The 26,885-nt window shown below is 43.4% G+C and carries 17 protein-coding genes; 9 read left to right on the top strand and 8 right to left on the bottom strand.

Annotated features, from left to right (window positions below; genetic code table 11):
- Positions 1-31 precede the first annotated feature (31 nt).
- From QM738_RS16605 to QM738_RS16590, 4 genes are all read right to left on the bottom strand, one after another.
- Positions 32-1,435, bottom strand: a complete 1,404-nt coding sequence (locus tag QM738_RS16605) for a TolC family protein (RefSeq protein WP_462277852.1) — start codon at positions 1,433-1,435, stop codon at positions 32-34.
- A gap of 18 nt (positions 1,436-1,453) precedes the next feature.
- Positions 1,454-4,618, bottom strand: a complete 3,165-nt coding sequence (locus QM738_RS16600) for an efflux RND transporter permease subunit (RefSeq protein ID WP_462277851.1) — start codon at positions 4,616-4,618, stop codon at positions 1,454-1,456.
- Between the two features lie 243 nt (positions 4,619-4,861).
- Positions 4,862-6,010 carry an efflux RND transporter periplasmic adaptor subunit gene (locus tag QM738_RS16595; RefSeq protein WP_462277850.1) on the bottom strand — a complete coding sequence of 383 codons (1,149 nt, stop codon included), beginning with the start codon at positions 6,008-6,010 and terminating at the stop codon, positions 4,862-4,864.
- 194 nt (positions 6,011-6,204) lie between these two features.
- Positions 6,205-6,807, bottom strand: coding sequence for a TetR/AcrR family transcriptional regulator (locus tag QM738_RS16590; protein WP_462277849.1), 603 nt, complete (start codon positions 6,805-6,807; stop codon positions 6,205-6,207).
- Between the two features lie 105 nt (positions 6,808-6,912).
- Between QM738_RS16590 and QM738_RS16585 the strand changes: the two genes are divergently transcribed.
- The gene (locus tag QM738_RS16585) at positions 6,913-7,683 is read left to right on the top strand and encodes a phosphodiester glycosidase family protein (RefSeq protein ID WP_462277848.1); all 771 of its coding nucleotides are present in this window, start codon (positions 6,913-6,915) and stop codon (positions 7,681-7,683) included.
- 57 nt (positions 7,684-7,740) lie between these two features.
- Complete coding sequence (locus QM738_RS16580) at positions 7,741-8,409, top strand: hypothetical protein (RefSeq protein ID WP_462277847.1); 669 nt, start codon at positions 7,741-7,743, stop codon at positions 8,407-8,409.
- Positions 8,410-8,491: 82 nt separating this feature from the next.
- Here QM738_RS16580 and QM738_RS16575 read toward each other — a convergent pair whose 3' ends face one another.
- Positions 8,492-9,346 carry an SDR family oxidoreductase gene (locus tag QM738_RS16575; protein WP_462277846.1) on the bottom strand — a complete coding sequence of 285 codons (855 nt, stop codon included), beginning with the start codon at positions 9,344-9,346 and terminating at the stop codon, positions 8,492-8,494.
- A gap of 238 nt (positions 9,347-9,584) precedes the next feature.
- Between QM738_RS16575 and QM738_RS16570 the strand changes: the two genes are divergently transcribed.
- Positions 9,585-10,259 carry a Holliday junction resolvase-like protein gene (locus QM738_RS16570; RefSeq protein ID WP_462277845.1) on the top strand — a complete coding sequence of 225 codons (675 nt, stop codon included), beginning with the start codon at positions 9,585-9,587 and terminating at the stop codon, positions 10,257-10,259.
- 84 nt (positions 10,260-10,343) lie between these two features.
- Here QM738_RS16570 and QM738_RS16565 read toward each other — a convergent pair whose 3' ends face one another.
- From QM738_RS16565 to QM738_RS16555, 3 genes are all read right to left on the bottom strand, one after another.
- Positions 10,344-11,243: a helix-turn-helix domain-containing protein gene (locus tag QM738_RS16565; protein WP_462277844.1), complete on the bottom strand. Its 900-nt coding sequence runs from the start codon at positions 11,241-11,243 to the stop codon at positions 10,344-10,346.
- A gap of 10 nt (positions 11,244-11,253) precedes the next feature.
- A complete protein-coding gene (locus QM738_RS16560; protein ID WP_462277843.1) occupies positions 11,254-12,276 on the bottom strand; it encodes an aldo/keto reductase in 1,023 nt (340 codons plus the stop codon).
- Positions 12,277-12,445: 169 nt separating this feature from the next.
- Entirely contained in the window at positions 12,446-15,319 is a 2,874-nt protein-coding gene (locus QM738_RS16555) for a ligand-binding sensor domain-containing protein (protein WP_462277842.1), read from the bottom strand.
- A 736-nt stretch (positions 15,320-16,055) separates the two neighbouring features.
- Here QM738_RS16555 and QM738_RS16550 point away from each other — a divergent pair.
- The 6 genes from QM738_RS16550 (at position 16,056) to QM738_RS16525 (ending at position 26,844) form a co-directional block, all read left to right on the top strand.
- Positions 16,056-19,181, top strand: coding sequence for a SusC/RagA family TonB-linked outer membrane protein (locus tag QM738_RS16550; protein ID WP_462277841.1), 3,126 nt, complete (start codon positions 16,056-16,058; stop codon positions 19,179-19,181).
- A gap of 13 nt (positions 19,182-19,194) precedes the next feature.
- Positions 19,195-20,850 (top strand): RagB/SusD family nutrient uptake outer membrane protein, encoded by a 1,656-nt coding sequence (locus QM738_RS16545; protein WP_462277840.1) that lies wholly within the window; start codon positions 19,195-19,197, stop codon positions 20,848-20,850.
- A 20-nt stretch (positions 20,851-20,870) separates the two neighbouring features.
- Complete coding sequence (locus QM738_RS16540) at positions 20,871-21,383, top strand: hypothetical protein (protein WP_462277839.1); 513 nt, start codon at positions 20,871-20,873, stop codon at positions 21,381-21,383.
- Between the two features lie 86 nt (positions 21,384-21,469).
- Positions 21,470-24,109, top strand: coding sequence for a glycoside hydrolase family 2 TIM barrel-domain containing protein (locus tag QM738_RS16535; RefSeq protein WP_462277838.1), 2,640 nt, complete (start codon positions 21,470-21,472; stop codon positions 24,107-24,109).
- Positions 24,110-24,118: 9 nt separating this feature from the next.
- Positions 24,119-25,318 carry a glycoside hydrolase family 88 protein gene (locus QM738_RS16530; RefSeq protein WP_462277837.1) on the top strand — a complete coding sequence of 400 codons (1,200 nt, stop codon included), beginning with the start codon at positions 24,119-24,121 and terminating at the stop codon, positions 25,316-25,318.
- Positions 25,319-25,326: 8 nt separating this feature from the next.
- Positions 25,327-26,844, top strand: a complete 1,518-nt coding sequence (locus QM738_RS16525; RefSeq protein WP_462277836.1) for a hypothetical protein — start codon at positions 25,327-25,329, stop codon at positions 26,842-26,844.
- The last annotated feature ends 41 nt before the right edge of the window (positions 26,845-26,885 follow it).

Genomic DNA, 26,885 nt, shown 5'->3' with positions numbered 1-26,885 from the left:
CCTTTGTTTCTTTGCGTGAAACTTAGGTTACTTATCTCCATCCACCACCCAGCGAACGATATAATTCCACCATCGCCACGGAGCGTTGCTGCTGTAATACGGCTAATTGCAATTCACCCTGCAATACATTACTTTGGGCCGTGATCACTTCCAGGTAGTTGGCCATACCATTTTTAAAAAGAAGGTTGGCGTTACCGGTAGCCTGTTGCAAAATGCCGGTACGGTTTACAGCAATGGTTTCCTGTTCCTTTATTTTTTCGATCTGTACCAACGCATCCGAAACTTCGCCTGCTGCATTCAATACTGATTGACGGAATGCGATCACGGTTTTTTCTCTTTCCACTTTGGATAATTCGTATTGTGTTTTTAATTGCCTGCGCTGAAACAAGGGCTGTGTAATGCCTGCAGCGCCGGAGGCAAATAAGGAAGCCGGGATATTGAACCAGTTGCTTGCTTTAAAAGAATTGATACCACCTGCAGCCGTGATCACCAGCGAAGGATACATATTGGCTTTGGCAATACCGGTATTGGCATTGGCAATGGTAAGTTCCAGTTCCTTGCTTCTTACATCGGGCCTGTTTTGTAATAATGCGGAGGGGATGCCTGCTGTAACAGCGCTGTTAGAAACTGCATCATTCACATCACCGGTTCTTTTTACTGCTGCAGGGTTTACGCCGGATAAAATACTGATCGCATTCTCCTGTAATGTAATTTCCTGTTCCAGCAATGGAATGAGCTGTGCCGCCACTAGGCGTTGTGCTTCTGCCTGCTGAATAGCCAGGGCCGTTACCTGTCCTGCATTGTACTGCAGTTTGATGATGTTCAAAGTGCTGTCGTTCAGCAACAGGTTCTTTTTGGCAATGGCCACCTGCGCATCCAGCATCAGCAGATTGTAATAGCCTTTAGCGATATAAGCAATCAGGTTGGTCTGCACCGCTTTTTTCGCTTCGTTGGTTTGCAGGTAAGCCGCTGCCGCTTTCGATTGCTGGTTCTTTATCTTGCCCCAGATATCGGCTTCCCAGCTCAGCGCTGCACTTACCGTGTAGTCTTCTACGTAAGACTTGCCTAAAAACTGGCTCAGGCTGAGGCCATTCAAACTGTTATCCGATGGCCGGTTGATGCTGCCCGTTGCCTGTAATTTTGCATCGGGTAAATAACCCAGTTTGCTTTGTTTAACCACCAGTTGTGCCGCTTCTATATTTTTTACAGCAGCCTGCATATCGTAATTGTGTGCAATGGCGCTGTCGATCAGCTGCAGCAGGTTTTGGTTGCTGAAAAATTGTTTGTAAGGAACAGTGGCAATGCTGGCTGTATCAGCCGCATTATCGTTCCTGTAAGTGCCGGGCAGGTCTGCCTTCGGCGTTGCTATGTCTTTGGATACTTTACAGGCGCTTAATAATATAAGCAGTGCTGTAAAGAAATTAGTTGTTCTCATTTTGATGCTATTTAATGATTAGTGAGCCAGTTCCAGTTTGTCGATGATCCATTCGTCGTGCTCTGCAACTTTTTTGCTGCTGATCTTTTCCTGTAAATACTGGAAGATGGCAAACAGTACCGGTATGATGAAGATGCCGAGTATCACACCCGTTAACATACCGCCTACAGCACCAGTACCAATGGAACGGTTGCCCATTGCTGATGCACCTGTGGCAGTGAGTAATGGTATCAAGCCGGCAATGAATGCAAAGGAGGTCATAAGAATAGGGCGCAACCTTAATCTTGCTGCTTCAATGGCTGCATGGCGGATGGATAATCCTGCACGCCTTCTCTGCACCGCATACTCTACAATAAGGATGGCATTCTTCGCCAATAAACCGATGAGCATGATAATACCCACTTGTACATAAATGTTATTTTCTATACCTGCAATATTGATAAAGGCAAATACACCCAGTAAGCCGGTTGGTACAGAAAGTATCACCGCCAGTGGCAGAATATAACTTTCATACTGGGCTGAGAGTAAGAAGTACACGAAGATCACTGACATCACGAATATCCAGGTGGTTTGTGAACCTGCGCCTTCTTCTTCTCTTGTTAAGCCACCCCACTCAATGGCATAGCCACGGGGTAAATAAGTGGCTGCCACTTCCTGTATGGCTTTTAATGCCTGGCCGGAACTGTAGCCCGGTTTGGGAGCGCCATTGATGGTTACTGCATTGAAAAGATTATTGCGGGTAACTGTTTCCGGACCATACACTTTCTCTAAACTGATGAGTGTTTTTATCGGTACCATTTGCCCCAGGTTGTTTTTTACCTGTACATCATTCAATGTGGAAGGATCCACCCGGTAGCTGATATCTGATTGCAGTATCACTTTGTATTGTTTTCCAAAACGGTTAAAATCACCTGCCTGGAAACTGCCGTAGTACACCTGTAATGTTTGCAACAGATCACTAACGGATACGCCTAACTGTTTTGCTTTACTTTCATCAATATTCAGTTTATATTGCGGGTTACCCGTGTTAAAGGTGGTAAAACCATACATGATCTCGGGACGTTTCATTAATTCGCCGATAAAACCATAAGCGGTTGCGCTCAGGTCTTCCAGTTTACCACCGGCACGGTCCTGTAATATCAATTCAAAACCATTGGTGTTACCAAAACCCTGCACGGTAGGCAATGTAAAAGTGAAGAGATCGGCTGCAGAGATCGCAGTCAGCTTCTGGTTCACTTCGCCCAGTATCTTATTGATATCTTCTGTATGTCCACGGGTGCCGGGCTTTTTTAATTTTACAAATGCCAAAGCACTGATAGGACTGGTGGCGTTGGTGATGATATTCATACCGGCTACGCTGTAAGATTTTTCTACTGCTTCCACGGTATTGATAATACTGTCTACATTCTTAACCACGGCCTTGGTACGCTCCAACGAAGCGCCTGCGGGCATATTGAGGGAGTAAAGAAATATACTCTGGTCTTCTGTCGGGATAAAACCGGTAGGTGTTTTCTTTACCAGGAAAATAGTAGTGAGTGTGATCGCTACCAAACCAGTCAATGCCACCCATTTTGTTTTAATTAAAAAACGCAGGCTGCGGCTGTAGCGGTTGGTAAGATTTTCGAAACCTGCATTAAAGGCATTGAAAAATCTTTTGCTGAAGCTCTTTGATTTTTCTCCTGGTGCAGTATGATTGTGTTTTAAGAACAATGCTGCCAATGCGGGACTTAACGTTAACGCATTCAATGCAGAAATCAAGATGGCGATGGCCAGTGTAAAGGCGAACTGTTTATAAAAGATACCAGCCGGTCCCTGCATGAATCCTACAGGTACAAAAACGGCAGCCATTACTAATGTGATCGATATAATAGCGCCGGATATCTCGCTCATGCTTTTAAGCGTGGCGGCTTTTGCCGGCAGATGTTCTTTAGCCATCTTGGTATGCACGGCTTCCATCACTACTATCGCATCATCCACCACGATGCCGATGGCGAGTATCAATGCAAACAGCGTGAGCAGGTTGATGGTAAATCCAAACAACTGCATAAAGAAGAAAGTGCCCAATATCGCTACCGGTACTGCAATTGCAGGAATTAATGTAGAGCGGAAATCCTGTAAGAAAAGAAATACCACGATGAACACCAGGATGAAGGCTTCCACTAAAGTGCGTTTTACTTTTTCGATAGAAGCATCCAGGAATTCTTTGGAAGAATAGGGAACAAAAGTCTTTACACCTTTGGGCAGGTCTTTATTCACCCTTTCCATAATGGTGTTTACTTCTGTTAAAATATCATTGGCATTGGAGCCTGCGGTCTGGTAGATCAATATACCTGTTGAAGGGCCTTTATCCACTTTTGCTTCGGCGCTGTAATTAAAAGAACCGAGCTCAACCCTTGCCACATCTTTTAATCTTATTGTACTGCCATCATTGTTACTTTTTAAAATGATGTTCTCGTAATCTTCATTCTGGCTCAGTTTGCCTTTGTATTTGATCACGTATTCAAAAGATTCTTTACTGCCTTCGCCGAATTTGCCAGGCGCCGCTTCCAGGTTTTGTTCTTTGATAGAAGCCAGCACATCCTGTGCAGAAAGATCATAAGCTGCAAGGCGATCAGGCTTTAACCAGATACGCATGGCATAATCCTTTGAGCCGAATATAGTGGCCTGGCCCACACCATGTACCCGCTGTATCTCCGGTACGATATTTATTTTGGCGTAGTTCTGTAAAAATGCTTCATCATAAGTGCTGTCGCTGTACATAGCAATGGCCATGATGATACTGTTCTGTTGTTTCTGCGTGGTAATACCGGCCTGCAATACTTCCTGAGGAATAAGGCTGCTGGCTTTTGCCACACGGTTCTGCACGTTCACCGATGCGATATCCGGATCGGTACCTGCTTTAAAGAAAACACTCAGCGTCATGGTGCCATCATTATTGCTGTTAGAGGTCATGTAGGTCATGTTCTCCACACCATTGATGGCTTCTTCCAGCGGGGTGGCTACCGAACGGGCCACTACTTCGGCGCTGGCACCGGGATAGGCTGCTGTTACCAGTACTGCTGGTGGCGCAATATCCGGGAACTGTGTGATCGGTAATTTGGTGAGTGATACGATGCCGAGTAATACCAGCAGTATAGAAATAACTGTGGACAGTACCGGGCGTTTTATAAATTTCTGTAACATAAAATAATTGTTTTGTCAGTTTGATGCCTTGTTGGTTTTTTAAGAATAAAGGATCCCCTGCCGGCGGAAAGGCCGGAAAAAATAATTCCAGGATTGGTGAATTAAAATAGTGTATTGATGGCTGTTATCTTTACTTGAACATTGAGCGTTGTTTGTTGAGCATTGAACATTTTTTTGTGCGTGGCATTCTGCCGAATGCTCAATTCTCAATGTTCAATTTTCAATGTTCAAGTAGGGAAAGCATTAATGCGCCATTGCTACCGCTTTCAGCACACTATCAGCTGCGAGAACCTGCGGAGTAATAACAGCACCGTCACGTAAACGCTGTAAGCCGCTGTACACAATGGTTTCGCCGCTACTGATACCTTTTTCAACAATGTAGTTGCCTTCGCTTTTGCCTGCAATGCTGATCTGTTTGCTGATCACTTTATTGCTGTCGCCCAAAGCAAATACATACACCCTGTCCTGCAGTTCGTAAGTGGATTGCTGCGGTACCATCAGTTTATTTTGCTGTGCAAATGGAATGCGCACTTTGCCGGTGATACCAGAACGGAGTAATTTTTCGCCGTTGGCAAATACAGCCCTGAAGGCGATACTGCCGGAGCTGCGGTCGAATTGTCCCTGTACCAGTTCTACTTTTCCTTTATTCTTGTAAATACTGTTATCAGCGAGTTCCAGTTCAACAGGAGGGATGTTTTTTATTTTTTCTTCGGTTGTTTTACCCTGCACGGCTGCAAAAAAGCCCAGGAAATCTGCTTCGCTCATAGAGAAATATGCATGTACATCATTCACTTCACTCAATACGGTCAACGGATCAACTTCTCCTTTACCGATAAGGCTGCCCTGTTTAAAATTGATATGTCCTACATAGCCACTTACCGGAGCGGTAATTAGTGTATACCCCAACGTTATATCGGCACTTCCTTTGCCAGATACTGCCTGTGCATAAGCGGCCTGTGCTTCGTGCAAAGCTGCTTTGGCAGTTTTTAACTGTACTTCAGCGATCACATTATTAGCAACCAGTGGCTGCAGCCTGTCTACTTCCAGTTGCGCTTTTTCTACATTGGCTTTTGCTAACTGTACATTGGCGCCGGCGCTGTTGCTGAACTGGCTGTACTCTTTACTGTTGATGCGGAACAGGGGCTGGCCTTTGGTTACCCAGGCGCCGTCTTCCACATAGATTTTTTCGAGATAGCCGCTTACCTGCGGACGGATATCAACATTTACGGTGCCTTGTATATTAGCAGGATATTCCTGCCAGGTGGTAACCGAACCGGATTCTAATTTTACAACCGGTAATGTTTGTGCTGGTGGTGCATCCTGCTGGCGGTTGAGTTTTCCGGCACAGGCTACTAAATACAGCACCACTCCATAGATCAAATACTTTTTCATAACTGAATTAAATTTTTTAACACTGTTAAGTAATGGTTTTAAAAAAAACAGTTTTTAAACTGTTGAATAACAGGCTGCTGCAGGTATCCCGGTTTACCTGGTTTACAGCCTTAGTTTCTATAACGTGGTTAGATGATTTAACAACGTTAAGTAAATGGGCCAAAAAAAAGCCTTCACATACAAGACGATCTCACTTAGTTTTTAATAGAGTTGATGATACCACTGATAGCATCTTTTAATACCTGCCTGTTCAGATCTTCTGAAGTGATCTGCCTGGTAAGATTGATAGATATGAGCCCGTGTACTACTGACCAAAATGTATAGTATTTGGTATCGATGAATTGTTCATCATTTTTTTTATCAGCGGGCACCAGTTCCTGTATCTTATCCCAAAGCATGTTGCTGGGCGCATTCAGATCATCGCAGGTATTCTGCAGGGCGCAACAGTTCACTTCCACGCCGTACATTACTTTGTACAGTTCCTTATCGGCAAAGGCAAAATTCCAGTAGGCCAGCCACATAGCTTCCAGCTGCTGAGCCGGATCGGTGAACCTGCTTTTGGCCTCTTCCATTTGTTTGGCCAGTTTTACATAACCCATACGGGTCAGTTCCTGCAGAATAGCGTCTTTGTTACTGAAGTATTCGTAGATGATGGGAGCAGTATAGTCGATCTTGTCGGCGATCTTGCGCATACTCAATGCAGGCCATCCTTCTTCCTTCACTATGTCGAGGGAAGCTGTAAGGATATTGCACCTTGTGTCGTCCTTTAATTTTTGTATGCGATCTTTACTTGCCATTTTTTTTCGGGTGTAAAATAATTTAACACCGTTAGGCAAAGTTAATATCATTTCTTTTTAACCGCCAAATCTTTTTTTGAAAAAATTTTTTGGTATTGAAAAACAATGATTTATGGAAATTATTTTCCCCTGCATCTTTTAAGCATGCGTCCATTACAGCTGCTGATACTATCCTTTTTTACGCTTATTATAGCGGTATTATCCTTGTCTTTTACCCGGCCGGTCAATTCTGATGATACTTTTATCAGCTATACCATCGATCCTTCCAAAAGCACCCTGAAACTTTACTGGAGGAATGATAAAAATGAACCTTTACGCAGCCTGCAGGCATTAAAAGACTATTGCGCCAGCAAAGGCGAAAAATTATTATTCGCTATGAATGGCGGTATGTACACGGAAGACAGGCAGCCACTGGGTTTATATATTGAGAATGGTAAAACACTTCATGCGATCAATAAAAGAACCGGCAGTGGTAATTTTTACCTGCAGCCTAACGGCATCCTGTATATCAATAAAGATCAAACGGTGCGTATCTGCACTACGGCTCAATTCGGCAATGGCAGTAATGTGCTGTATGCCACACAATCGGGCCCCATGCTGTTGGTGAACGGGCAGATCAATACGGTTTTTACAAGTGGCTCTGTTAATACCAATATCCGCAATGGGGTAGGGCTGCTGCCCGGTAACAGGCTGCTGTTTGCCATGAGCAAAGCGCCCGTTAATTTTTATGATTTTGCCAACTTTTTTAAACAGGCCGGCTGCAGCAATGCCTTATACCTGGATGGTTTTGTAAGCCGCACTTACCTACCCGAAAAGAACTGGCTGCAAACCAGTGGAGATTTTGGTGTAATGATCGGCGCTACCCAAAAACAATAACAGTTTGTGTTTGTAAACGAAAACTTTTAACTTGGCGCAACTGAAAAAACTGCCTCCATGAAAAGAATGCTATATCCCTTTATTGTCGTGTATGCTTTACTGTTATCATGCAACTCCGGCAATGATACAAAAAATCAAGCCGGTAAAGATAGTCTTGCTCCCCAACCTGCTGCTATAGATAGTCCTAAGCCTTCAGCACCGGTTACAGCAGCAAAAGATACTTTAACATGGATAGCCAGCTTCCGCGATTTCAGGGATGCATTGTACCAGGGCGATAAAGAAAAAGTGAAGACCTTCATCAATTTCCCGATCATGAATGAGGCCAATGAAATATGGTACCTCGCCAGCAATAGTGAAAAAGATATCAGCCAGCTACCAGATAAGATAAAGCCTTTTACCGAAGCTGATTTTGATAAACACTACACCAAGATCTTCTCTAAAATATTCATTACGGTATTGCTGAAAGTAAAAGCAGAGGAGCTTTATACAAAGGGCAGCTTCGATACCGAGACTGTAAAAGATAAGAACGATACTTACCGGCTGTATACAGAAGCCGATAAAAAAGAACATACTTTAACGTTGAACTTTTCCATCCATACCCGATTCAAGATAGATGAAGAGAATGGCAAACCTGTATATGAAACAGGGGAATCGAATGTGATCTACCAGTTCAATATCATCAACAACCGGGAAATTAAATTCAAGCAGGTGAGGATAGCAGGATAACTTACAACCCCCTAATTCATACAAAGAATGAAAGCCATCCCCAACCGGTTGAGGATGGCTTTTTAAATTGTTTTACACAGGATCAATTCATCATTACTTCTTCAAAAGCGGTGCTGGTAGCGGCTTCCTGCATCAGGCTGAGGTCGCTTTGTACAGCAGCTATTTTTTGTGCGGCAATATCATAAGCATCCTGGCCCAGGAATAAATGTATGGGCGGATTTTGCATTGCAGCGACTTCGATCATTACATCCGCGGCTTTATCCGGGTCGCCGGGCTGGTTAGCGTTGATACTTTGCTGGTGTGTATCCTGTACGGAACGTACGTTCACATAATCGGCAATAGGCGCTTTAGGAACTGCCAGTGAACCACTGTCGAGGAAATTGGTACGGAAATAACCGGGCGATACCACCGTTGCGTGTATGCCAAACAGTTGTGCTTCTGCAGCCAATGATTCGGTAAGACCATGCACGGCAAATTTAGTAGCGCAGTAAATGCCAAAGCCGGGGAAGTTGCCGGTAAAACCACCGATAGAAGCGATGTTGAAGATATGCCCTGATTGTTGCTTGCGTAAATGCGGCATTACCTGGCGTATCACGTTGAGCGTACCAAATACATTCACTTCAAAATTTGTCCTGGATTCTGCATCACTCAATTCTTCCAGTGCGCCTACCAGGCCATAACCGGCGTTGTTCACCACTACATCAATGCTGCCAAAATGTTTGATGGTTTCATTAATGCTTTTTGCCACACTTGCTTCTTCGGTAAGTGCTACAGTTAAAGGCAGAAAGTTTGCTGATCCGCTGCCCACGGCATTTTTCAGATCATCGAGGTTTCGGGTGGTGGCGGCTACTTTATAACCCTGTTGTAATAATTTTTTCACCAGGGCCAGTCCCAGTCCTTTGGAGGCGCCGGTGATATACCATACTTTGTTGTTCATGTTTATAATTTTTATGGTTGATTGATAACACAAAATTACTTTCACCTGCACGGTTGTGTTAGCGGATTTCAAACTAATAATTGTATAATTCAAACAACATTTTTTTGGAGGTCTTTGCTTCAATTCTGACCTTTTGTATGAGGGGGTATTGAAGGGAGTTGGCCATAAGTAACGATAATAAAAAAGTCTGTTAAATGGGACTTTTTTACTACTTTGTTTTACTCAAAAAACTCTGTCTATGGATGAAGGATATTATTACATGGAAAAACTCTATGTGTATTTGATAGTTGTCGCTTCAGTTATAGTGCTTATTTATCTATGGATAACAATAGAGAATCTAAAGAAAAAAGTTAATCAAAAAGAGAAAGATAGTATAATGTCTGATGGCTTATTGCGAGAAAAGGATTTAATGATTCAGAATATAAAAACAGAAATCGATGGTAAAGCTCAGGATATTGCTGCAATACATTTTGACAGATGGAAAAAAGAAGAATTAGAGAAATATCAAAAGGTAATTGAAGATGCAGGGGTTGAAACTGCACAAGCTTTATTGCAAAGGTGGAAAATAGATAATGAAGAAAGAATAAGGAAAGATGCAGCAAATAGAAGCGTAAGAAATGTACTAGGCAAGGTAACAGAACATTTAATCCCGTTTAGCGAAGCTATGAGGCAGTTTAATCCGAAAGATGTTAGGTTTATTGGTAGCCCTATCGATTTGATTGTATTTGATGGAGCTGAAGAACTAAAAAAGGATGAAGTTGTGATTTATTTTATAGAAGTGAAAACAGGGACGTCTACTTTATCCAAAAGGCAGCAGCTAATTAAAGATGCAATACAAAACAGGCGTATTAAATGGATGCGCATAAATATGAAAGATTTTGGAGATGATGTTAACGCTGCACTTACACAATAACACTGCTGTTCGAAACGAAATGTCAACAATAAATAAAAAGCCACCCGGAAAGATGGCTTTTGAAAATTGAGAATAATTTATTTTTTAACTTCTGAATGAGGAAGGCGTAGTGCTGCTGAGTTTTTTAAAAAAATGATTGAAGTGGGCCGGCTCTTCAAACCCAAGGCTGTAGCTGATCTCGGAGATATTCCAGTCCGTATGTTTCAATAATGCTTTGGCTTCCACCATCAGCCGGGCAAAGATATGCTCGGTGGTGGTTTTGCCGGTGGTGGTGCGTATGGCCCTGTTCAGGTGATTGACATGAATATTGAGTTGCTTTGCAAAATCTTTAGCACTTCTTAAAGTGTATTGCTGTGCAGGCGTTTCAATAGGAAATTGTCTTTCCAGCAATTCCGTGAATACGGCTGTTATTCTTGAATTGGCATCTGTATGTTCGTACAGGTTTTCGGATGGCCGCATTTTGAGCGCATAATGCACCACTTCCATGATATAGTTCCTGATCAGGTCGAATTTAAAACGGTAATCCGATTGCAATTCTTCTTTCATTTTTTCAAAAATGCCGGTGATATGTTTATCCTGTTTTTTATCCAGCACATAAGCAGGCATACCTCCCTGTGTGAACATAGGCAGGTCTTTTAATCCTCCCCGTATATGCTCGGTAAAAAAGGCATCCTTGAAAATGCAGAAATGACCGGTTGGCTGTTCGCACAGCGATTCCATCTGGTAAGGCACATTGGGATTGAAAAATATCAATGTTGTTCCATTAACCTCAATGCTTTTGTCTGCATAATGATAACGACCCTTTCCCCGTATCAATGATACTTTGTAAAAATCCCTGCGGCTGTATTGCACCGGTTGTTTGCCGGGGCCAACACAATCTTCAATATTAAAAACATTGAAATGGCCCAGGTCCTGTTTCAGGCCCGGTGGCATCCAGTTGAATTTGCTGGCATAAAAATCTTCCAGTGTTTCTGTTTTCTGCATATACTATTTTTTAAGAAGAAACTTTGCGGTCGGCGCCCTGCCTTTCTATCATCCAGGCGGGGTATTCGGCAGGCAGTTTACTTATTTCGTCTAAGCGTAACAGTTCTTCTGTACTTAATTGTATTTCCGTTGCTTTTAAATTATCTTCCAGCTGCTCCGGTTTTTTTGCACCGATGATGATGGAGCTTACCACGGGCTGGTGCAGTAACCAGGCCAGTGCGATCTGTGCTACCGATACATTTTTTGCAGTGGCAATTTCCTGCATCACGTCGATGATATCATAAGCCTTTTCTTTGTTGATGGGAGGGAAATCAAAATTAGTACGCCTGCCATCTTCTGCGGCAGACTGGCGGGTATATTTACCACTGAGGAAACCGCCTGCCAGCGGGCTCCATACCATCAATCCTACTTTCTGATCTTTCAGTAAGGGTACGAGTTCTCTTTCCAGGTCGCGGCCGGCAATGGTGTAATAGGCCTGCAGTGATACAAATTTGGCATATCCTTTCAGGTCGCTGATGCCCAACGCCTTCATGATCTGCCAGGCGGCGAGGTTGCTGCAGCCGATATAACGCACTTTGCTACTGTTCACCAGGTTGTCCAGTGCAGCCAATGTTTCTTCCATGGGTGTTAATGCATCAAAGCCGTGTATCTGGTAAAGATCGATGTAATCTATCTGCAATCTTTTCAGGCTTTCGTCGGCCTGCTGCAGTATGTGTTTGCGGGTGAGGCCGCTGCCGTTGGGGCCTTCGCTCATTTTGCCGCGTACCTTGGTGGCTATTACCAGGTCGTCACGGTGCAGACCTAAATTGCGTATAGCCTGTCCTGTTAGTTGTTCGCTTAGGCCTTCGCTGTAAACGTTGGCGGTATCAATAAAATTAATGCCGGCATCCACCGATCTTTTTACCAGTGCATCCACTTCGGCCTGTGGTAAAGTTCCTATTGCTGTCCAGATGCCTTTGCCGCCAAAGGTCATAGTGCCCAGGCAAAGTTCTGATACTTTTAACCCGGTGTTTCCTAAAAGATTGTACTTCATATATCGTTGATTTTACTGTTGTTTGAATATTACAATACAAAGCTAAGTCGGGCCGTTTTTAAAGCAGTTGCCAGATTCAAACATTTGATTGCAAAATTCAAACAATGCAATGCCGGAAAGGTTCGGGGTAACGATTATTTAATTCAAACATAATATGCAGGAGGGCTTCTTATTTTTCCGGTGCACCCGAACCAATGGTGAACAGCAGGTCGAAAAGATTCTGATCGCCGGTGAGGCCGAATTTCTTTCTTATTCTGTATCTGCTGGTTTCAACACCCCGGATGGAGATATTCATCAGCTGTGCAATTTCCTTGGTGGTCAGGTTCAGCCGCAGGTAGGCGCACAATTTTAATTCGGAGGATGTGAGTGTGGGATATTGTTTCTTCAACGTGGTTAAAAAATTGGTATGCACTTCATCAAAATGCACGGCAAACTGGTCCCAGTCATTATTGATCTCCAGTTCTTTGTTAATGATGGAGATCACTTTTTTCAGGTCTTTCGATTCTTTACCCGGTTCGGAATTATTCCGCATGGTCATTAATTCTTCCTTGATACGGGACAGTAATTCACTCTTCTGCACCAGGCTCATAGCATTGGTGGCCAGTTCGGAATTCTTGTTTTCTATCTGCGTCTGCAGGTTCTCATTCTTTAATTTAATGATCTCGTTCTCATTCTTTTCAATTTCCAGCTGGTGCTGGTATTGCAGGTCGCGTTGCTCTTCCTGGTGTTTTTGCTGCTGGATCTTTAATTTTTCTTTCTGTTGGCGCAGGAATTTTTTTTGCTGCTGTTTGTACCAGATATAGATACAGGCGGCAAACAATAATGTATAGATACAATAGGCCCACCAGGTTTGGTACCAGGGCGGCAACACATGGAAGGTATAACTGCTGATGGCCGATTCGTTGCCTGCGCCATTGCGGCATTTGATGGAAAAGGTATAAGTGCCCGCCGGTAAATTGGTATAATCCTTTTCTGTTTTCTTTTGCCAGGCCGACCATTCATTATCAAAGCCTTTTAAAAAATAACTGAACTCGATATTAGCCTGTTGCCCATATAATGTAGAGGAGTATTCAAAATGAAATGAATTGCTGTTGTAAGGAATATCGGGAAATGCAGCCGCATCCTGCTTGCTGTTATTTACATTACCGAAGTAGCCACCGAATAATAAACTGTCTTTTTCACCAATTGACAATACGGTGGAAAGATGCACTTCGATGATCTTGTTGTTGTTCTTTTTATATTTTTCAAAATCGATATGATAAAAACCTTTTTCGCCGCCAATTAAAATATTATGGTTGTCGATGGGATTGATATGCTCAAAACCGCTTACAATATGATGATTCAGTTCGGGTATAAAGACCACCTGCGGCTGACCGGCCGATACATCTATAACACCTACACTGGCGCCGCTTACAAACCAGATATTGCCTGCCGCATCTTCTTTTAAATAGCTTACCGGTATATTCTTTAAAATGCCGCTGAAGAATTTTGATTCTTCGAAAGCATCTGTTTTGGCGTTGTATTCATAAATGCCTTTTTCGGTAGTAAGCACAATATTGTTCCTGACCTTGAAGAGGAAATTATTATTGATGCCGAGTGGAGCATTCTTTACCGTGTATTGTTTGATATTTATTTTATTATTGGCATCCCATTGCAGTTTGTACATGCCTTTGTAAGGATGCCCGATCCATACGGTTTTATCATCATTGTCCACGGCTAAAAAACGGGCCGATTCCATTAACAGGTTGGAGTCGATATTCTTAAAGGTCTTATCCTGGTACCGGAAAAAACTGATGCCGCGGTAATTACCGGCCACTATCACCGGGCTGGGCGGAATATTGGAAATGGGTTTAAAGGCCCAGTAACCTGTCCAGTTACTTAGCAATTGTGCTTTATCATTCTCAATAATAAAAGCGCCTTCGTGGTGGCCCATTAATAACTGGCCGTTGAGTTCGGTAAGGCTCCATACCTGGCCGCCTGTATTGGCTACGGGTGTAAAGGCGCCATTCTCAAAACTCAGGTCGTTCACATTGGTGAGCGGTGTTTTAAACAACCCGTTGGAGCTGCCAAGGTATAAGGCGTTCTTATATATCAACGACGTGTACCCGGAACCGTTATTTTGTGTTTCTGGATAAATATGTTTGATGGCATTGTTGTAAGCAATAAAATCGATACCATTATCCAGGCAGAGCCACAGGTTGCTGCTTTTATCTGAAAATATATTGTAGATATTGCTGTTCTGCAATCCTTCCCGGATGGAAAAATGATTGATGATGGTACCTTTCCGGTCAATAATATAACAGCCATTCAATCTTGTGGCCAGCGCAATATTACCATTGTCCACCAGGCAGGCGCCAAACACCAGCTTATCAGTTATCAGTGAAAGATCAGGGGTTTGCAAAGGCGTGGCGGTGTTACCACTCAATATGTACAGGCCGTTCTTGGTGGTGGTGATAAGGGAACTGTCTTTCCCCAGGGGCAGCAATGCGCTCACATAAAACTCGGGCGGAAATTTAGCAGCGTCTATCAACGGTTCCCATTTGCCGTTCTTAAAACAGAAAAGGCCGTTCTTGCGATCCTGTGCCAGCAGCAGGTTGTTGCTTACGCCCATAAAGCGCCATTGCGAGAATGGTTTGTGGATGATAAAGCTGTTGTTCTTATACTGGAGTATCTTCACATCGGAACGGAAAAAGATATCGCCGCCATAGCTTACAATGTCCCACACTTCGCCCAGCGACTGCTCATTTTCGGGCAGCAGATTCTTCAACGATTTATACAACAGCTTGCCATTTGCTGCGGGGATAAAATAACCAATATCATCCTGGGCGCCCAGGTATAAACGATTGTCTTTCCCTACCTCCAGGCAGCGGGCATGGGTCTTGGAGGGCAGGTGGGTGGTCTTCCAGTAATAGCCGTCAAAAGTGAGGAGGCCGTCGTTATTGGCAAAATAGAGGATGCCGTTCTTATCCTGCTTTACATCCCAGCTTTGGGTACCGGCGTTATATACCTGTTTGGGATAATTGATAATATCGGGTATCCCCATTGCATTTTGGGCAATGACAGCACAATGCATTAAAAAACTAATTAACAGGAGGGGCAACAATCTCATACAAGCAATCTTACAGCGAAACAATATGGGGCAATTTAGAACAATTTTAATGACGAAGTGAGCGGGAACGTTCACGGCGTTGAGTTTTTGCAAAACTGTAGTAGTGCTGGTGTATAATTGACGTAGTGAAAAACAATAGTTTTTTTACCATAATTGTCCATTTCAGCCCTAAAATATTAGTTGTTAAGGTAAATTCTTAGCCTGCAGAAACCCGAAATGCGTACCCGGGAGCGATGATCTCCGCCAATTTGATACATATATATGTACTACGCAGATTTTTGATGCCCTGTTATCTTTCTTTTAAGTTTTGGAAGAAGGCTTCCGAAACCCTGAATGGGTACAAAAAATTTATTGACGTAAGCGATAATTTACGCAACTATTTGAATTTCAATAACTATTATTTTTTTTGTAGAGGTTTTGGCGTACTCATTTATTAGGAGAAGGAGGGGTTGATGCTGCAATTTTGTAGGGCAAAGCTAAACTGCTGCTATATGAAATTTACAAAATTGCCTAAAAGGCTGCCAACCGGCGCCAATTGCAAAATATTTTTTACCGACAATCCGTCTACCGCTTCTCCCCAAAACATAACATGTACTACCAGGGTATCCCTGCAGAACTGTTTGTTTATTCTAAATCAACCAATTTCTTCATCTGCTAAAACGAATGCTGTATGAGCGTACAAAAAAAATTAAACCTTGGAAAATGGCTCCGGCTGTTTTCACTTTTGCTCCTGCTCCAGTTTGGCGGGCAATCTTTATTTGCCCAGGCCAAAACGGTGGAAGGTGTTGTAAAAGATTCTACCGGTGCACCGCTTGAAAAAGTGAGTGTAACCATTGGTAACTCTAAAAAGGGCGTTACCACGGATAGTAAGGGCCATTACTCTATTAGCGTGGAGCCCGGCGCTATCCTTAGTTTTTCTTCCACCGGTTTTGTTACAAGAACTGCCGTGGTAGGAAATAATAACACTATTGATATCTGGTTGTCTTCCTCCTCTCAAACCATTGATGCGGTTGTGGTGGTGGGTTATGGCACCCAACGTAAAGTAAATCTTAGTGGTGCTGTGGCACAGGTAAGCGGTAAAGAATTGATCAATCGCCCCGTTCCTAACGTGACCGGCGCTTTGCAGGGTGTGATGCCCGGCGTAACGGTGTTAAGGGGCAGCGGTAAACCCGGTTCCGAAGGTTATGGTATCCGGGTGCGTGGTTTTACATCTGCCAATAATGCCAATGCTTTGGTGCTGGTGGATGGTGTGGAACAGGATATCAACCTGCTTGATCCGAATGATGTGGAAACGATCACGGTATTAAAAGATGCTTCTGCTTCGGCTATTTATGGAGCAAGGGCAGCTGCCGGGGTGATACTGGTTACTACCAAGCAAGGACGTGCCGGTAAAACAAACGTGAATTTTACTACTTATTATGGGATCAATATTACTGCACGCCAGCCGGAGCGTTTGAACTCCTGGGACGAGCAGACACTGATCGATGAAGCCCGCTTTAATGCTACCGGTGCAAGAGAATTCAGTGATGAACAGATCGAGTGGCTGAAAAATCCAAATTTCTCCTATCGTCCCAATCCAACTGCTGACCGCTGGGAATATTATGGCAACAACAACTGGATCAAAGAAGGGATGGATAAAATAAACCACCAGCAGAACCATTCTATTTCTGTTGGCGGTGGCGAACAAAAATTGAACTACCTCGTATCCGGAAGTTATTATCAACGTGATGGTGTATTGCGTTATGGTCCCGATGATAACTACCGTTACAATTTCAAGCTGAATGTAAATGCTGAACTGAGCAAATATGTGAGCCTGAAAGTGAATGCCGGTTATATCGGTTCGTTCACCAACGAGAACAGTTATGGTACCGACCAGATCATTGACCGGTTGTACCGCAGCCGTACCCGTCAATCATTGTATGTACCTAAAGAAGATGTTACTGGTAATATTTACAATGGCGACCTGCAGGTAAATGCAGTGGATATTGAAAAGAATGCCGGTAAGGAAACCCGCAATTACGAAACTTTTACCGGCAAAATAAACCTGCAGGTTAAGAATGTAGTGAAAGGTTTAACGCTGGATGTGATCGGCTGGCGCAACCAGAGCATGTACAATATGGAGAACGATGCCCGTACTTTATACTGGTATGGCCGCAGTACTGCTACGGTACGTTTCAGTATCAATACGCCGAATGGTATCACGGTTCAAAAGAACAAAGCCTACCAGAATAACCTGCAGGGTTATCTTACTTATAATTTCAAATACAGGGATCATTCGTTGACTTTATTGCAGGGCGCTTCGTTTGAGGAGTACCGTAAGGATGAATTTACTGCGAGCGGAAAATCGATGATCACCAACGATTTCTTCAGCCTGAACTATGCAGATCCTTTAACTATTACAGCGAAAGATAACGTGGAAACATGGGCGCTGGGCTCTGCTTTCGGCCGTTTGAATTATAACTACAAAAGCAAATATTTTTTAGAAGCTTCTTACCGTTATGATGGAAGCTCAAGACTGAATCCTGATAACCGCTGGCAGTTGTTCCCGTCTGTATCTGCAGCATGGAGGCTGAGTGAAGAAAGATTCATGAAAGATATCCCGATGATCAGCAATTTAAAGATCAGGGGTTCGTGGGGTCAGCTGGGTAATATCGGCGCTATCGGTTACTACGATTACCTTTCATTGCTTACCAGTGGTTTGTCTACTTCAAGTAATCTTGTATTCAATGGTGTGCGTACACAGTACCTGTACCAGGATGTATTGGGTGCACCGGATATTACCTGGGAAACAGTACAGCAATCGAATATTGGTTTCGACCTGGGACTTTTAAAGAACCGCCTTACCGTTACTGCTGATTATTATGTAAAGCGTAATAAGGATATGCTGGCTACTTTGAATGTTCCGAATATCATTGGTATCAATACACCGATGGCCAATGTGGGTGAATTGAAAAGCTGGGGCAGTGAGTTAGAGATCAGGTGGAGGGACAGGATCGGCAAAAAAATTGAGTACCGTGTTGGATTTAATATTTCGGATAACCAGAACCGTTTGGTTCGATACGATGGAAAGAATTCTATCGGAACAGGTGGTGTGGTATCATTGATGGAAGGCTATGCCATGAACACGGTTTGGGGTTATAAAACAGATGGATTCTTCCAAAGCGATGCGGAAGCAACTGCTTACAAAGCAAAAGTTAATTATCCTTTCTTCGCCAATCCTAAAGCTGGTGATATCAAATACCTTGACCTGAATGGTGATGGTAAGATCGATGCAGGTAAAGGTACACCTGAAGATCCGGGAGACCTGGTGATGCTGGGTACCACCAATGCCCGCTATACCTATGGTTTTGACCTGGGTACTTCCTGGAAAGGTTTTGATTTTTCTGTTTTCTTCCAGGGCGCTTTAAAAAGAAGTTTTTTGATCAGTGAAGGAACACTGTCACCAATACTGGGTACAGCTGATATGCCATGGACCATTCACATGGACCGATGGACACCAACCAACCCCAATGCTTTCTTTCCAAGAATGTATCAAACCAGTTCGCATAACTACAAACCATCAGACAGGTGGGTGCAAAACGGCAGTTACCTACGTTTGAAAAACATACAGGTGAGTTATACGATACCGGTTAGAAAAAAATATATGCGGGAACTGAAAGTGTATGTATCAGGACAGGACCTGTGGGAAAGCACCAAGGTGCTGAGCGTGTTTGATCCTGAAGTGGGCAACAACGTGGGTGCCACTACTTATCCTTTCTACCGCAGTGTGGCGTTTGGTCTTAATATTTCACTTTAATCAAATTACAACAATGAAAAAGCTACATAATTTATCCATATACATGCTGCTGACAATACTGATGTTCAGCAGTTGTAAGATCGACCGTTTGCCGGAAACAAAATTCAGTGATGCTGATTTCTGGAATACCGAAACGGACCTGATGAATGCCTGTAACCGTTTGTACCAGCAGCTTCCCGGCGACTGGATCGATAACAGGGCCGATGATGCACTTAATACAGCGCCCAATTCTGTAAGTACCGGCAACAGGTCGGTGCCCAATACCAGCGGCGACTGGAATGACCGTTACAATGAAATTTTTACTGCCAATAATATTTTAGAAAAAGCAGGCAAGGCAAAAGTTACGGATGCTATCAGGAACCGTTATTATGGCGAAGCCCGTTTCTTCAGGGCTTATGCTTACTCCAAACTGGTAAAACTGTATGGAGATGTTCCTTTGCTACTGAAAACATTACTGGTTACTTCTCCTGAATTGACCATGCCGCGTACTGCAAGGGTGGATGTGGTAAAACAAATTTATGATGACCTTGATTTTGCAGCGCAGTGGTTGCCTAAAAGGGCCGACCTGCCTACTGCACAATGGGGAAGAGTTACCAGGAGCACCGCATGGGCTTTAAAAGCAAGGGTTGCTTTGTATGAAGGTACCAGGGGAAAATTTCATAACACGGTTGCCAACTGGCAGGATCATTTGAATGTTGCTATTGCGGCTGCCACCAACGTGATGGGAGAAGGGCATGTGTTGTTCTCTAATTACAATGGTTTGTTCATACAGGCGGGTGAAGGCCCTACGAATACCGAAAATATTTTTGTAAAAATTTATGGTGTAAGTAATGCTAACCTGTTACTGGGTCACAACCAGTCGAGGAATATTGAGAACGGCCAGCTGGCGCCTACCCGTAACCTGTTGCGGGAGTATTTATACAGCGATGGCCTTCCTGCCTTCAATGTGGATGGTACAACGGCATCGGCTACACGATCCCCGTTATTTGTACCGGAAGCCAATGAAACCAGCTATAACACGATCCTGGACAACAGGGACCCCCGTGTGAGCATGACCTATTTCCGTGCCGGAGATGTGGCGTACCAGGGTCCGTGGATACCTAAAACATCTTTGGGTATCAGAACGGCTATTGCGCCTAAAAAAATGTTCAATACCATCGACCAGAATATTGTGAATGCGGGAACGGTGGACAGGATATTGATCCGTTATGCTGAAGTGTTACTGATCTATGCCGAAGCAAAATTTGAGTTGAACGGCAGCATCAGCGATGCTGATCTTAATCTTACTGTTAATGCATTGAGAACAAGGGCGGGCTTTACAGCCAAACTGACCAATGCTTTTGTTACTACAAATAGTTTAAGCATGCGGGAAGAGATCAGGAGGGAAAGAACGGTGGAACTGGCTTTGGAGGGTTTCCGTTATGATGACCTTATCCGCTGGAAAACAGCAGAGACCGTATTGCCACAAACCTTGCTGGGCGCCAAATTCATTGCTGCTGAATGGGTGGGTACTTCTCAATCGAGCCTGAACCTGAATAGTGATAACGTGCTGATAGTAGAACCATCCAGCACCAGGAGTTTCAGGGTAGACAGGGATTACCTGTATCCTGTTCCCATTAACGAAATTGCGCTGAGTGGCGGTAACGTAACACAAAATCCTAACTGGTAATTAACTAAAACCGTAAAACAATGAGATCATTACAATATATCATGGTTGCGCTTTTTGGCGTGATATTATTTACCGCCTGCGAAAAGAACCGGGACACACCTGCAGGCGTAGACGAACTGGCACATCATTACTATGCCATTTTTGTGCCCAATAATAATACCGGTGTAACGGTTACTAGATCGCAAACCACTTTGCTGAAACTGCCGGTGCAATTCTATTCCACTTTTGTAAGGGATTATGATGCAGTAGCAAAATATGCTGTTACCACATCCGGTATCACTCCACCTGCAGTGAGGGGTGTTGATTATAATATCGTGGATAAGAATGGTAATACCCTTCCTTCTTCGGACACCACTTACACCATGATCTTTCCAAAAGCGGTGCAGGCAATGGACACCATTTATGTAAAGCTGCTGAACAATACAGCGCCGGGTGTGCGCAAGTTCGAGATACAGATGCTGGATAATATCACCACGCAATTTGACGTGGATATATTTTCAACAGCTTACAGGAGACCGGTTCAGATCAACTAAATATTTATAAACACATTGCCGGGGCAGCGATCGCTGCTCCGGCATACTTTGAAACTATGCCATTGAAAAATATTATATCCTCCCTTATGCTTTTCGTGGCTGTTTCGGTACATGCCCAGCGAACGGTTCTGCCTTTGAATGATGCGTGGCAATTCTCCAAAGATAATTATACGGTGAATGCTGCCAATGCTGCTGTAAAATGGCAGGCAGTTAATTTACCGCATACCTGGAATATTGATGATGTGATGGATGATGTACCGGGTTATTACCGTGGTGCAGGATGGTATAAAAAAACGATCAATATCAGCGCTGCGCTGAAAAACAAAAATCTCTTTCTTTATTTTGAAGGCGCCAATCAACAAACGGAAGTTTATGTGAATGGGCAAAAAGCCGGCAGTCATACGGGTGGTTATACCGCATTCTGTGTACCGGTATCTCCTTTTATAAAAACGGGTTCCAATAAAGCGGAGATCGTTGTTAAGGTAGATAATAGTTTTAATGAAAATATCCCTCCCTTATCCGCTGATTTTACTTTTTATGGCGGTATTTATCGTTGTGTAAATTTAATTGCCACCAGTGACGTGCATTTTTCATTGTCAGATAATGCCAGCAAGGGTGTTTATATTTCCACGCCATCCGTTTCAGAAAAAAAAGCCATGGCGGCTGTTAAAGGAAAATTTATCAATACCACATCACAGAAAAAAAATCTTAAGATCAGTTCTGTTGTGCTGGACCGATCACATAAACAAGTGGCCACCATTTCCTCTGTAATTGCTGTGAATGCAAAACAGGAGGGTAGTTTTTCGCAACAGCTGAATGATGTGGGCACGCCGCATTTATGGTCGCCGGAAGATCCTTATTTGTACAGTGTAATTACCACAATCACTGATGCAGCAACAGGCATTGTGCTGGATGAAGTGAAAAACCCATTGGGCCTGCGCTGGTTTAAATTTGATGCGGGGCAAGGTTTTTTTCTGAATGGGAAAAGTTATAAACTCATCGGCACCAGCCGCCACCAGGATTATGAAGGAATGGGGAATGCGGTGAGCAAGAAGGTATCGGTGGAGGATGTACGCTTTATTAAAAATGCAGGCTCCAATTTTTTCAGGGTGGCGCATTACCCGCAAGACCCGGCTGTAATGGATGCCTGCGACAGTATCGGTTTGCTTACTTCTGTAGAAATACCGGTGGTAAATGAGATCACAGAATCTGCAAATTTCTATCGCAACTGTATGGATATGCAGGTGGAAATGATACGGCAGAATTATAATCATCCTTCTGTGATCATCTGGTGCTATATGAACGAGATATTTTTAAAACCGCATTATACCAACGACAAGGATAAACAAAAAACATATTTTGCTGCGATCGCAGCTTTGGCACGTTCGCTGGACAGTATTACCCGCAAGGAAGATCCTTACCGCTATACCATGATCGCCAATCATGCTGATTTTAACCGCTACCAGGAGAATGGTCTGACGACCATTGCCATGATAACAGGATGGAATTTATATTCGGGCTGGTATAGCGCCAAGCAGGAAGATTTTCCTGCATTTTTAGACAGGCATCATGAAAAATTACCCAACCAGCCTTTCATGATAACGGAGTATGGTGCGGATGCGGATAACAGGATCAGGAGTATGGAGCCTTTGCGTTTTGATAAGAGTGTAGAGTACACCACTCAATTTCACCAGTTCTATATCACCGAGATCATGAAGCGCCCATTTGTGGCAGGGGCGGTGGTGTGGAACCTGGCAGATTTTAATTCGGAGACGAGGACAGAATCCATGCCGCATATCAATAACAAAGGTTTGCTTACCTGGGACAGGGTACCGAAAGATCCTTATTTTTTATACCAGGCCAGTTTTTTAAAAACGCCTTTTGTGAAGATCGCTTCATCCGGCTGGGAGAACAGGGCAGGTGTTGCTGACAGCGCCGGAAATTTCTGCGTACAACCGTTACAGGTAGCCAGTAACCTCCAGGTATTGTCTTTAAAAGTAAATGACAAAGAAATTGGAAATGTCAATGTGCGTAATTACCTGGCGACCTGGAATGTGCCCTTTGTAAATGGTGCAAACAGGGTTGAAGTGAGTGGTTACAGCAATGGTAAATTGTATAAGGATGTTATGAATATTCATTTTCAATTACAACCTTATAACCTCGATGATAAAAAAACAGTGTTCAAACAATTGAATGTGCTGCTGGGTGCTAAAAGATATTTTACTGATTCTTCCAAACAATTATGGATACCGGATCAGCCTTACCGTGCAGGCAGCTGGGGTTGCGTGGGTGGTAAACCTTTTATTATTGATAACAACGGACGGTTGCCTTATGGTACCGACAAAAATATTTTAGATACGGATGATGATCCTATCTATCAAACACAATTGGTGGGTATTAAAGAATATTGTTTTGATGTGCCTGCGGGCAAATACGAACTGGTGCTTCATTTTGCAGAATTGCAGGGCGGTGTTGTAAGAACGCCTCCTTATAATTTATCTGATACAGGGCGGGAAGAAGATAATGTGAAACGTATCTTTAATGTAAATGTGAATAATGTACCATTTTTAGAGCATTTTAATATTGCCAAACAGTATGGCGCTGCAAAGGCCATTACTAAACGAACGGTGGTGAACGTGGTGAATAATTCCGGTATTACCGTAAGCTTTAAGGCAGTGGAAGGCGAGCCGGTTTTAAATGCCATACAATTGATCAGGATCGATTAAATGAAGAATATGCATATGAGAATGAAAAGAAGTTTGTGCTGTGCAGGAATTATTTTACCTGCGCTGCTGTTGATGCAGAGTTGTGCTGCACAAAAAATAAATGTAAGTAAGCAGTTTGATAATGCGGGTGTACAGGCAGGTTATATGCTTTCGGTAATTGATTCTTTAAGAGCTGCCGGAGCAGGTGCAGAACTGGTGAGCCCGAGAACTTTGGATAAGGGTAAATTAAAACTGGTGAAAGGGCAGGACTGGACCAGCGGTTTTTTCCCGGGAGAACTTTGGTTCCTGTACGAGTTTACGAAGGATAAAAAATGGTTACCTCCTGCAAAAAAATATACGGCTGCGTTGACGCCGGTGCAATTTTTTGGCGGCACACACGATCTTGGTTTTATGATGTATTGCAGTTTTGGCAATGCTTACCGATTGACCGGTGATACAGGTTACAGGAATGTGATCATTCAATCTGCAAAAACACTGGCTGGCCGGTTCAATCCTGTTGCAGGCGTAATTAAATCCTGGGATTTTGCAAGTGACAGCAAATGGAAATATCCTGTGATCATTGATAATATGATGAACCTGGAATTGCTTTTTGAAGCCACCAAACTAACCGGTGATTCTTCTTTTTATAAGATAGCGGTGAGCCATGCCAATAATACGATTAAAAATCATTACAGGCCCAATAACAGTTCTTATCATGTGGTGGATTACGATCCTGAAACAGGTGCAGTAAGGCAAAGGATCACAGCACAGGGTTACAGTGATTCTTCGGCATGGGCCCGCGGACAGGCGTGGGGGTTATATGGATTCACTATGTGCTATCGTGAAACAAAGAATATTGTTTACCTGCAGCAGGCAGAAAAAATTGCCGCTTATATCATCAGTCGCTTACCCAAAGATAAAATTCCTTATTGGGATTATGATGCGCCGTTGATACCCAATGAACCGATGGATGCATCTGCGGCAGCAATCGCGGCATCAGCATTGTACGAGCTGCATACATATAGTAATGACAAGCATTACCGTGCCGTAGCCAACGGGATACTGGAAAAATTATGTGCTTCTTATCTTTCTCCACAAAAACAGAATGGTGGTTTTATCTTATTGCACAGCACCGGGCACAAACCTGCTAAAAGCGAAATTGATGTGCCATTGATCTATGCTGATTATTATTTCCTGGAAGCGCTGCTGCGTTCTAAACAAATGAAATAGTGTATTGCATGCGTTACTATAAAAAAATTAGCGTACTATTTGTTATTGCTGCATTTTGTTCGATACATGCGACCGCACAGAAGAGTTGGCAATCTGCTGTAGTTAAAGTAAAAACTAATGGGGAACTGCAGTACATACCCGATTCGATGTGCAATACTATTCCCGATTTCAGCAGGGTGGGTTATTACAGGGGTGATGCTGCCATACCCCGTGTACCTGTTGTAAAAACAGTAACAGCTACGGGTAATAATGATGAACTGGCTATACAGGCTGCTATTGATGAACTTTCAAAAATGAGTCTTAATAAAGAAGGCTTTCGTGGAACTGTTTTGTTGAAAAAAGGGCTGTATAAAATTAATGGTACTATTAGGATCAACGCTTCGGGTATTGTGTTGCGTGGTGAGGGCAATGAAACAAAATTGATAGCTGTTGGTAACAGTCAGCATAGTTTGATCGCTGTTTCAGGAACAGGATCTGTAAAGGAGTTGCCTTCTACCAGGAAAAAGATCACAGATAGTTATGTGCCGACAGGAGCAAAGTCTTTTACATTGAATAGCGTAGAGGGATTAAAAGCAGGTGATGCTATTATTTTGTTAAGGCCGGGCACCGATCAATGGATCAATGACCTGCAGATGAATAAAATTGTTCCTAAAGAAGATACCAAGCAATGGACGGCTGCTGAATATGACCTGAGTTTTGAAAGGATCATTACTAAAATTTCCGGCAACACTATCTATATTGATAACCCGGTAGTGATGCAGATGGAAACAAAATATGGCGGTGGCGAAATATATAAATACAGTTTTGAAGGAAGAATATCGAAATGTGCAGTGGAAGATCTGTATATGGAATCGGAGTTTGCATCAGATACGGCGGAAAATCATGGATGGGATGCCATCAGTTTTAACCGCATTGAAAATGGCTGGATCAAGAATGTTACTTCCAGGTATTTCGGATATTCTTGTGTCAACCTGGGCAATTTCAGTAAATGGATCACGGTGGACAGCTGTAATTGCTTCGATGCAAAATCGCAGATCATCGGTGGCCGCCGCTATTCATTCAATAACGACGGGCAGATGAATTTGTTCATGAACTGCCATGCTACTGAAGGCAGGCACGATTATGTGACCGGCGCAAAAGTAGCGGGGCCGAATGTTTTTTATCATTGCACTGCAAAGAATGCGCATGCCGATATTGGTCCGCATCACCGCTGGGCCATGGGCACTTTGTATGATAATATTGTAACGGATGGAGAGATCAATGTGCAGGACCGTGGCAACTGGGGCACGGGTCATGGCTGGGCAGGTGTAACACAAGTGATCTGGAACTGCACAGCATCCAAAGCGGCGATACAGGATCCATGGGTATCGGGAAAGAATTACTGCATTGGTTTAAAAGCGGTGGCTTACGAAGGCAGGTTCAAAGGAAGGCCTGCAACAAAGTGGGAGTTGCAGAATGATAAAGAACTGCAACCTGTTTCGCTGTTCATGGCACAGCTGAAAGAAAGGTTGAAACATGGCCGATAATTGTTATAATCATTGATGATGTAGTGTTGTTGCCTCTATTA

Origin of the sequence: Ferruginibacter sp., from assembly GCF_049840995.1 — a bacterium.
GTDB lineage: Bacteria > Bacteroidota > Bacteroidia > Chitinophagales > Chitinophagaceae > Ferruginibacter.
Note: the sequence above shows the minus strand (reverse complement) of the source record. Positions and strands in the feature narration are given on the sequence as shown.

Coding starts and splice junctions, on each gene's coding strand:
- QM738_RS16605 (WP_462277852.1), bottom strand. CDS start 1,435: ATGAGAACAACTAATTTCTTTACAGCACTGCTTATATTATTAAGCGCC.
- QM738_RS16600 (WP_462277851.1), bottom strand. CDS start 4,618: ATGTTACAGAAATTTATAAAACGCCCGGTACTGTCCACAGTTATTTCT.
- QM738_RS16595 (WP_462277850.1), bottom strand. CDS start 6,010: ATGAAAAAGTATTTGATCTATGGAGTGGTGCTGTATTTAGTAGCCTGT.
- QM738_RS16590 (WP_462277849.1), bottom strand. CDS start 6,807: ATGGCAAGTAAAGATCGCATACAAAAATTAAAGGACGACACAAGGTGC.
- QM738_RS16585 (WP_462277848.1), top strand. CDS start 6,913: ATGATTTATGGAAATTATTTTCCCCTGCATCTTTTAAGCATGCGTCCA.
- QM738_RS16580 (WP_462277847.1), top strand. CDS start 7,741: ATGAAAAGAATGCTATATCCCTTTATTGTCGTGTATGCTTTACTGTTA.
- QM738_RS16575 (WP_462277846.1), bottom strand. CDS start 9,346: ATGAACAACAAAGTATGGTATATCACCGGCGCCTCCAAAGGACTGGGA.
- QM738_RS16570 (WP_462277845.1), top strand. CDS start 9,585: ATGGATGAAGGATATTATTACATGGAAAAACTCTATGTGTATTTGATA.
- QM738_RS16565 (WP_462277844.1), bottom strand. CDS start 11,243: ATGCAGAAAACAGAAACACTGGAAGATTTTTATGCCAGCAAATTCAAC.
- QM738_RS16560 (WP_462277843.1), bottom strand. CDS start 12,276: ATGAAGTACAATCTTTTAGGAAACACCGGGTTAAAAGTATCAGAACTT.
- QM738_RS16555 (WP_462277842.1), bottom strand. CDS start 15,319: ATGGGGATACCCGATATTATCAATTATCCCAAACAGGTATATAACGCC.
- QM738_RS16550 (WP_462277841.1), top strand. CDS start 16,056: ATGAGCGTACAAAAAAAATTAAACCTTGGAAAATGGCTCCGGCTGTTT.
- QM738_RS16545 (WP_462277840.1), top strand. CDS start 19,195: ATGAAAAAGCTACATAATTTATCCATATACATGCTGCTGACAATACTG.
- QM738_RS16540 (WP_462277839.1), top strand. CDS start 20,871: ATGAGATCATTACAATATATCATGGTTGCGCTTTTTGGCGTGATATTA.
- QM738_RS16535 (WP_462277838.1), top strand. CDS start 21,470: ATGCTTTTCGTGGCTGTTTCGGTACATGCCCAGCGAACGGTTCTGCCT.
- QM738_RS16530 (WP_462277837.1), top strand. CDS start 24,119: ATGCATATGAGAATGAAAAGAAGTTTGTGCTGTGCAGGAATTATTTTA.
- QM738_RS16525 (WP_462277836.1), top strand. CDS start 25,327: ATGCGTTACTATAAAAAAATTAGCGTACTATTTGTTATTGCTGCATTT.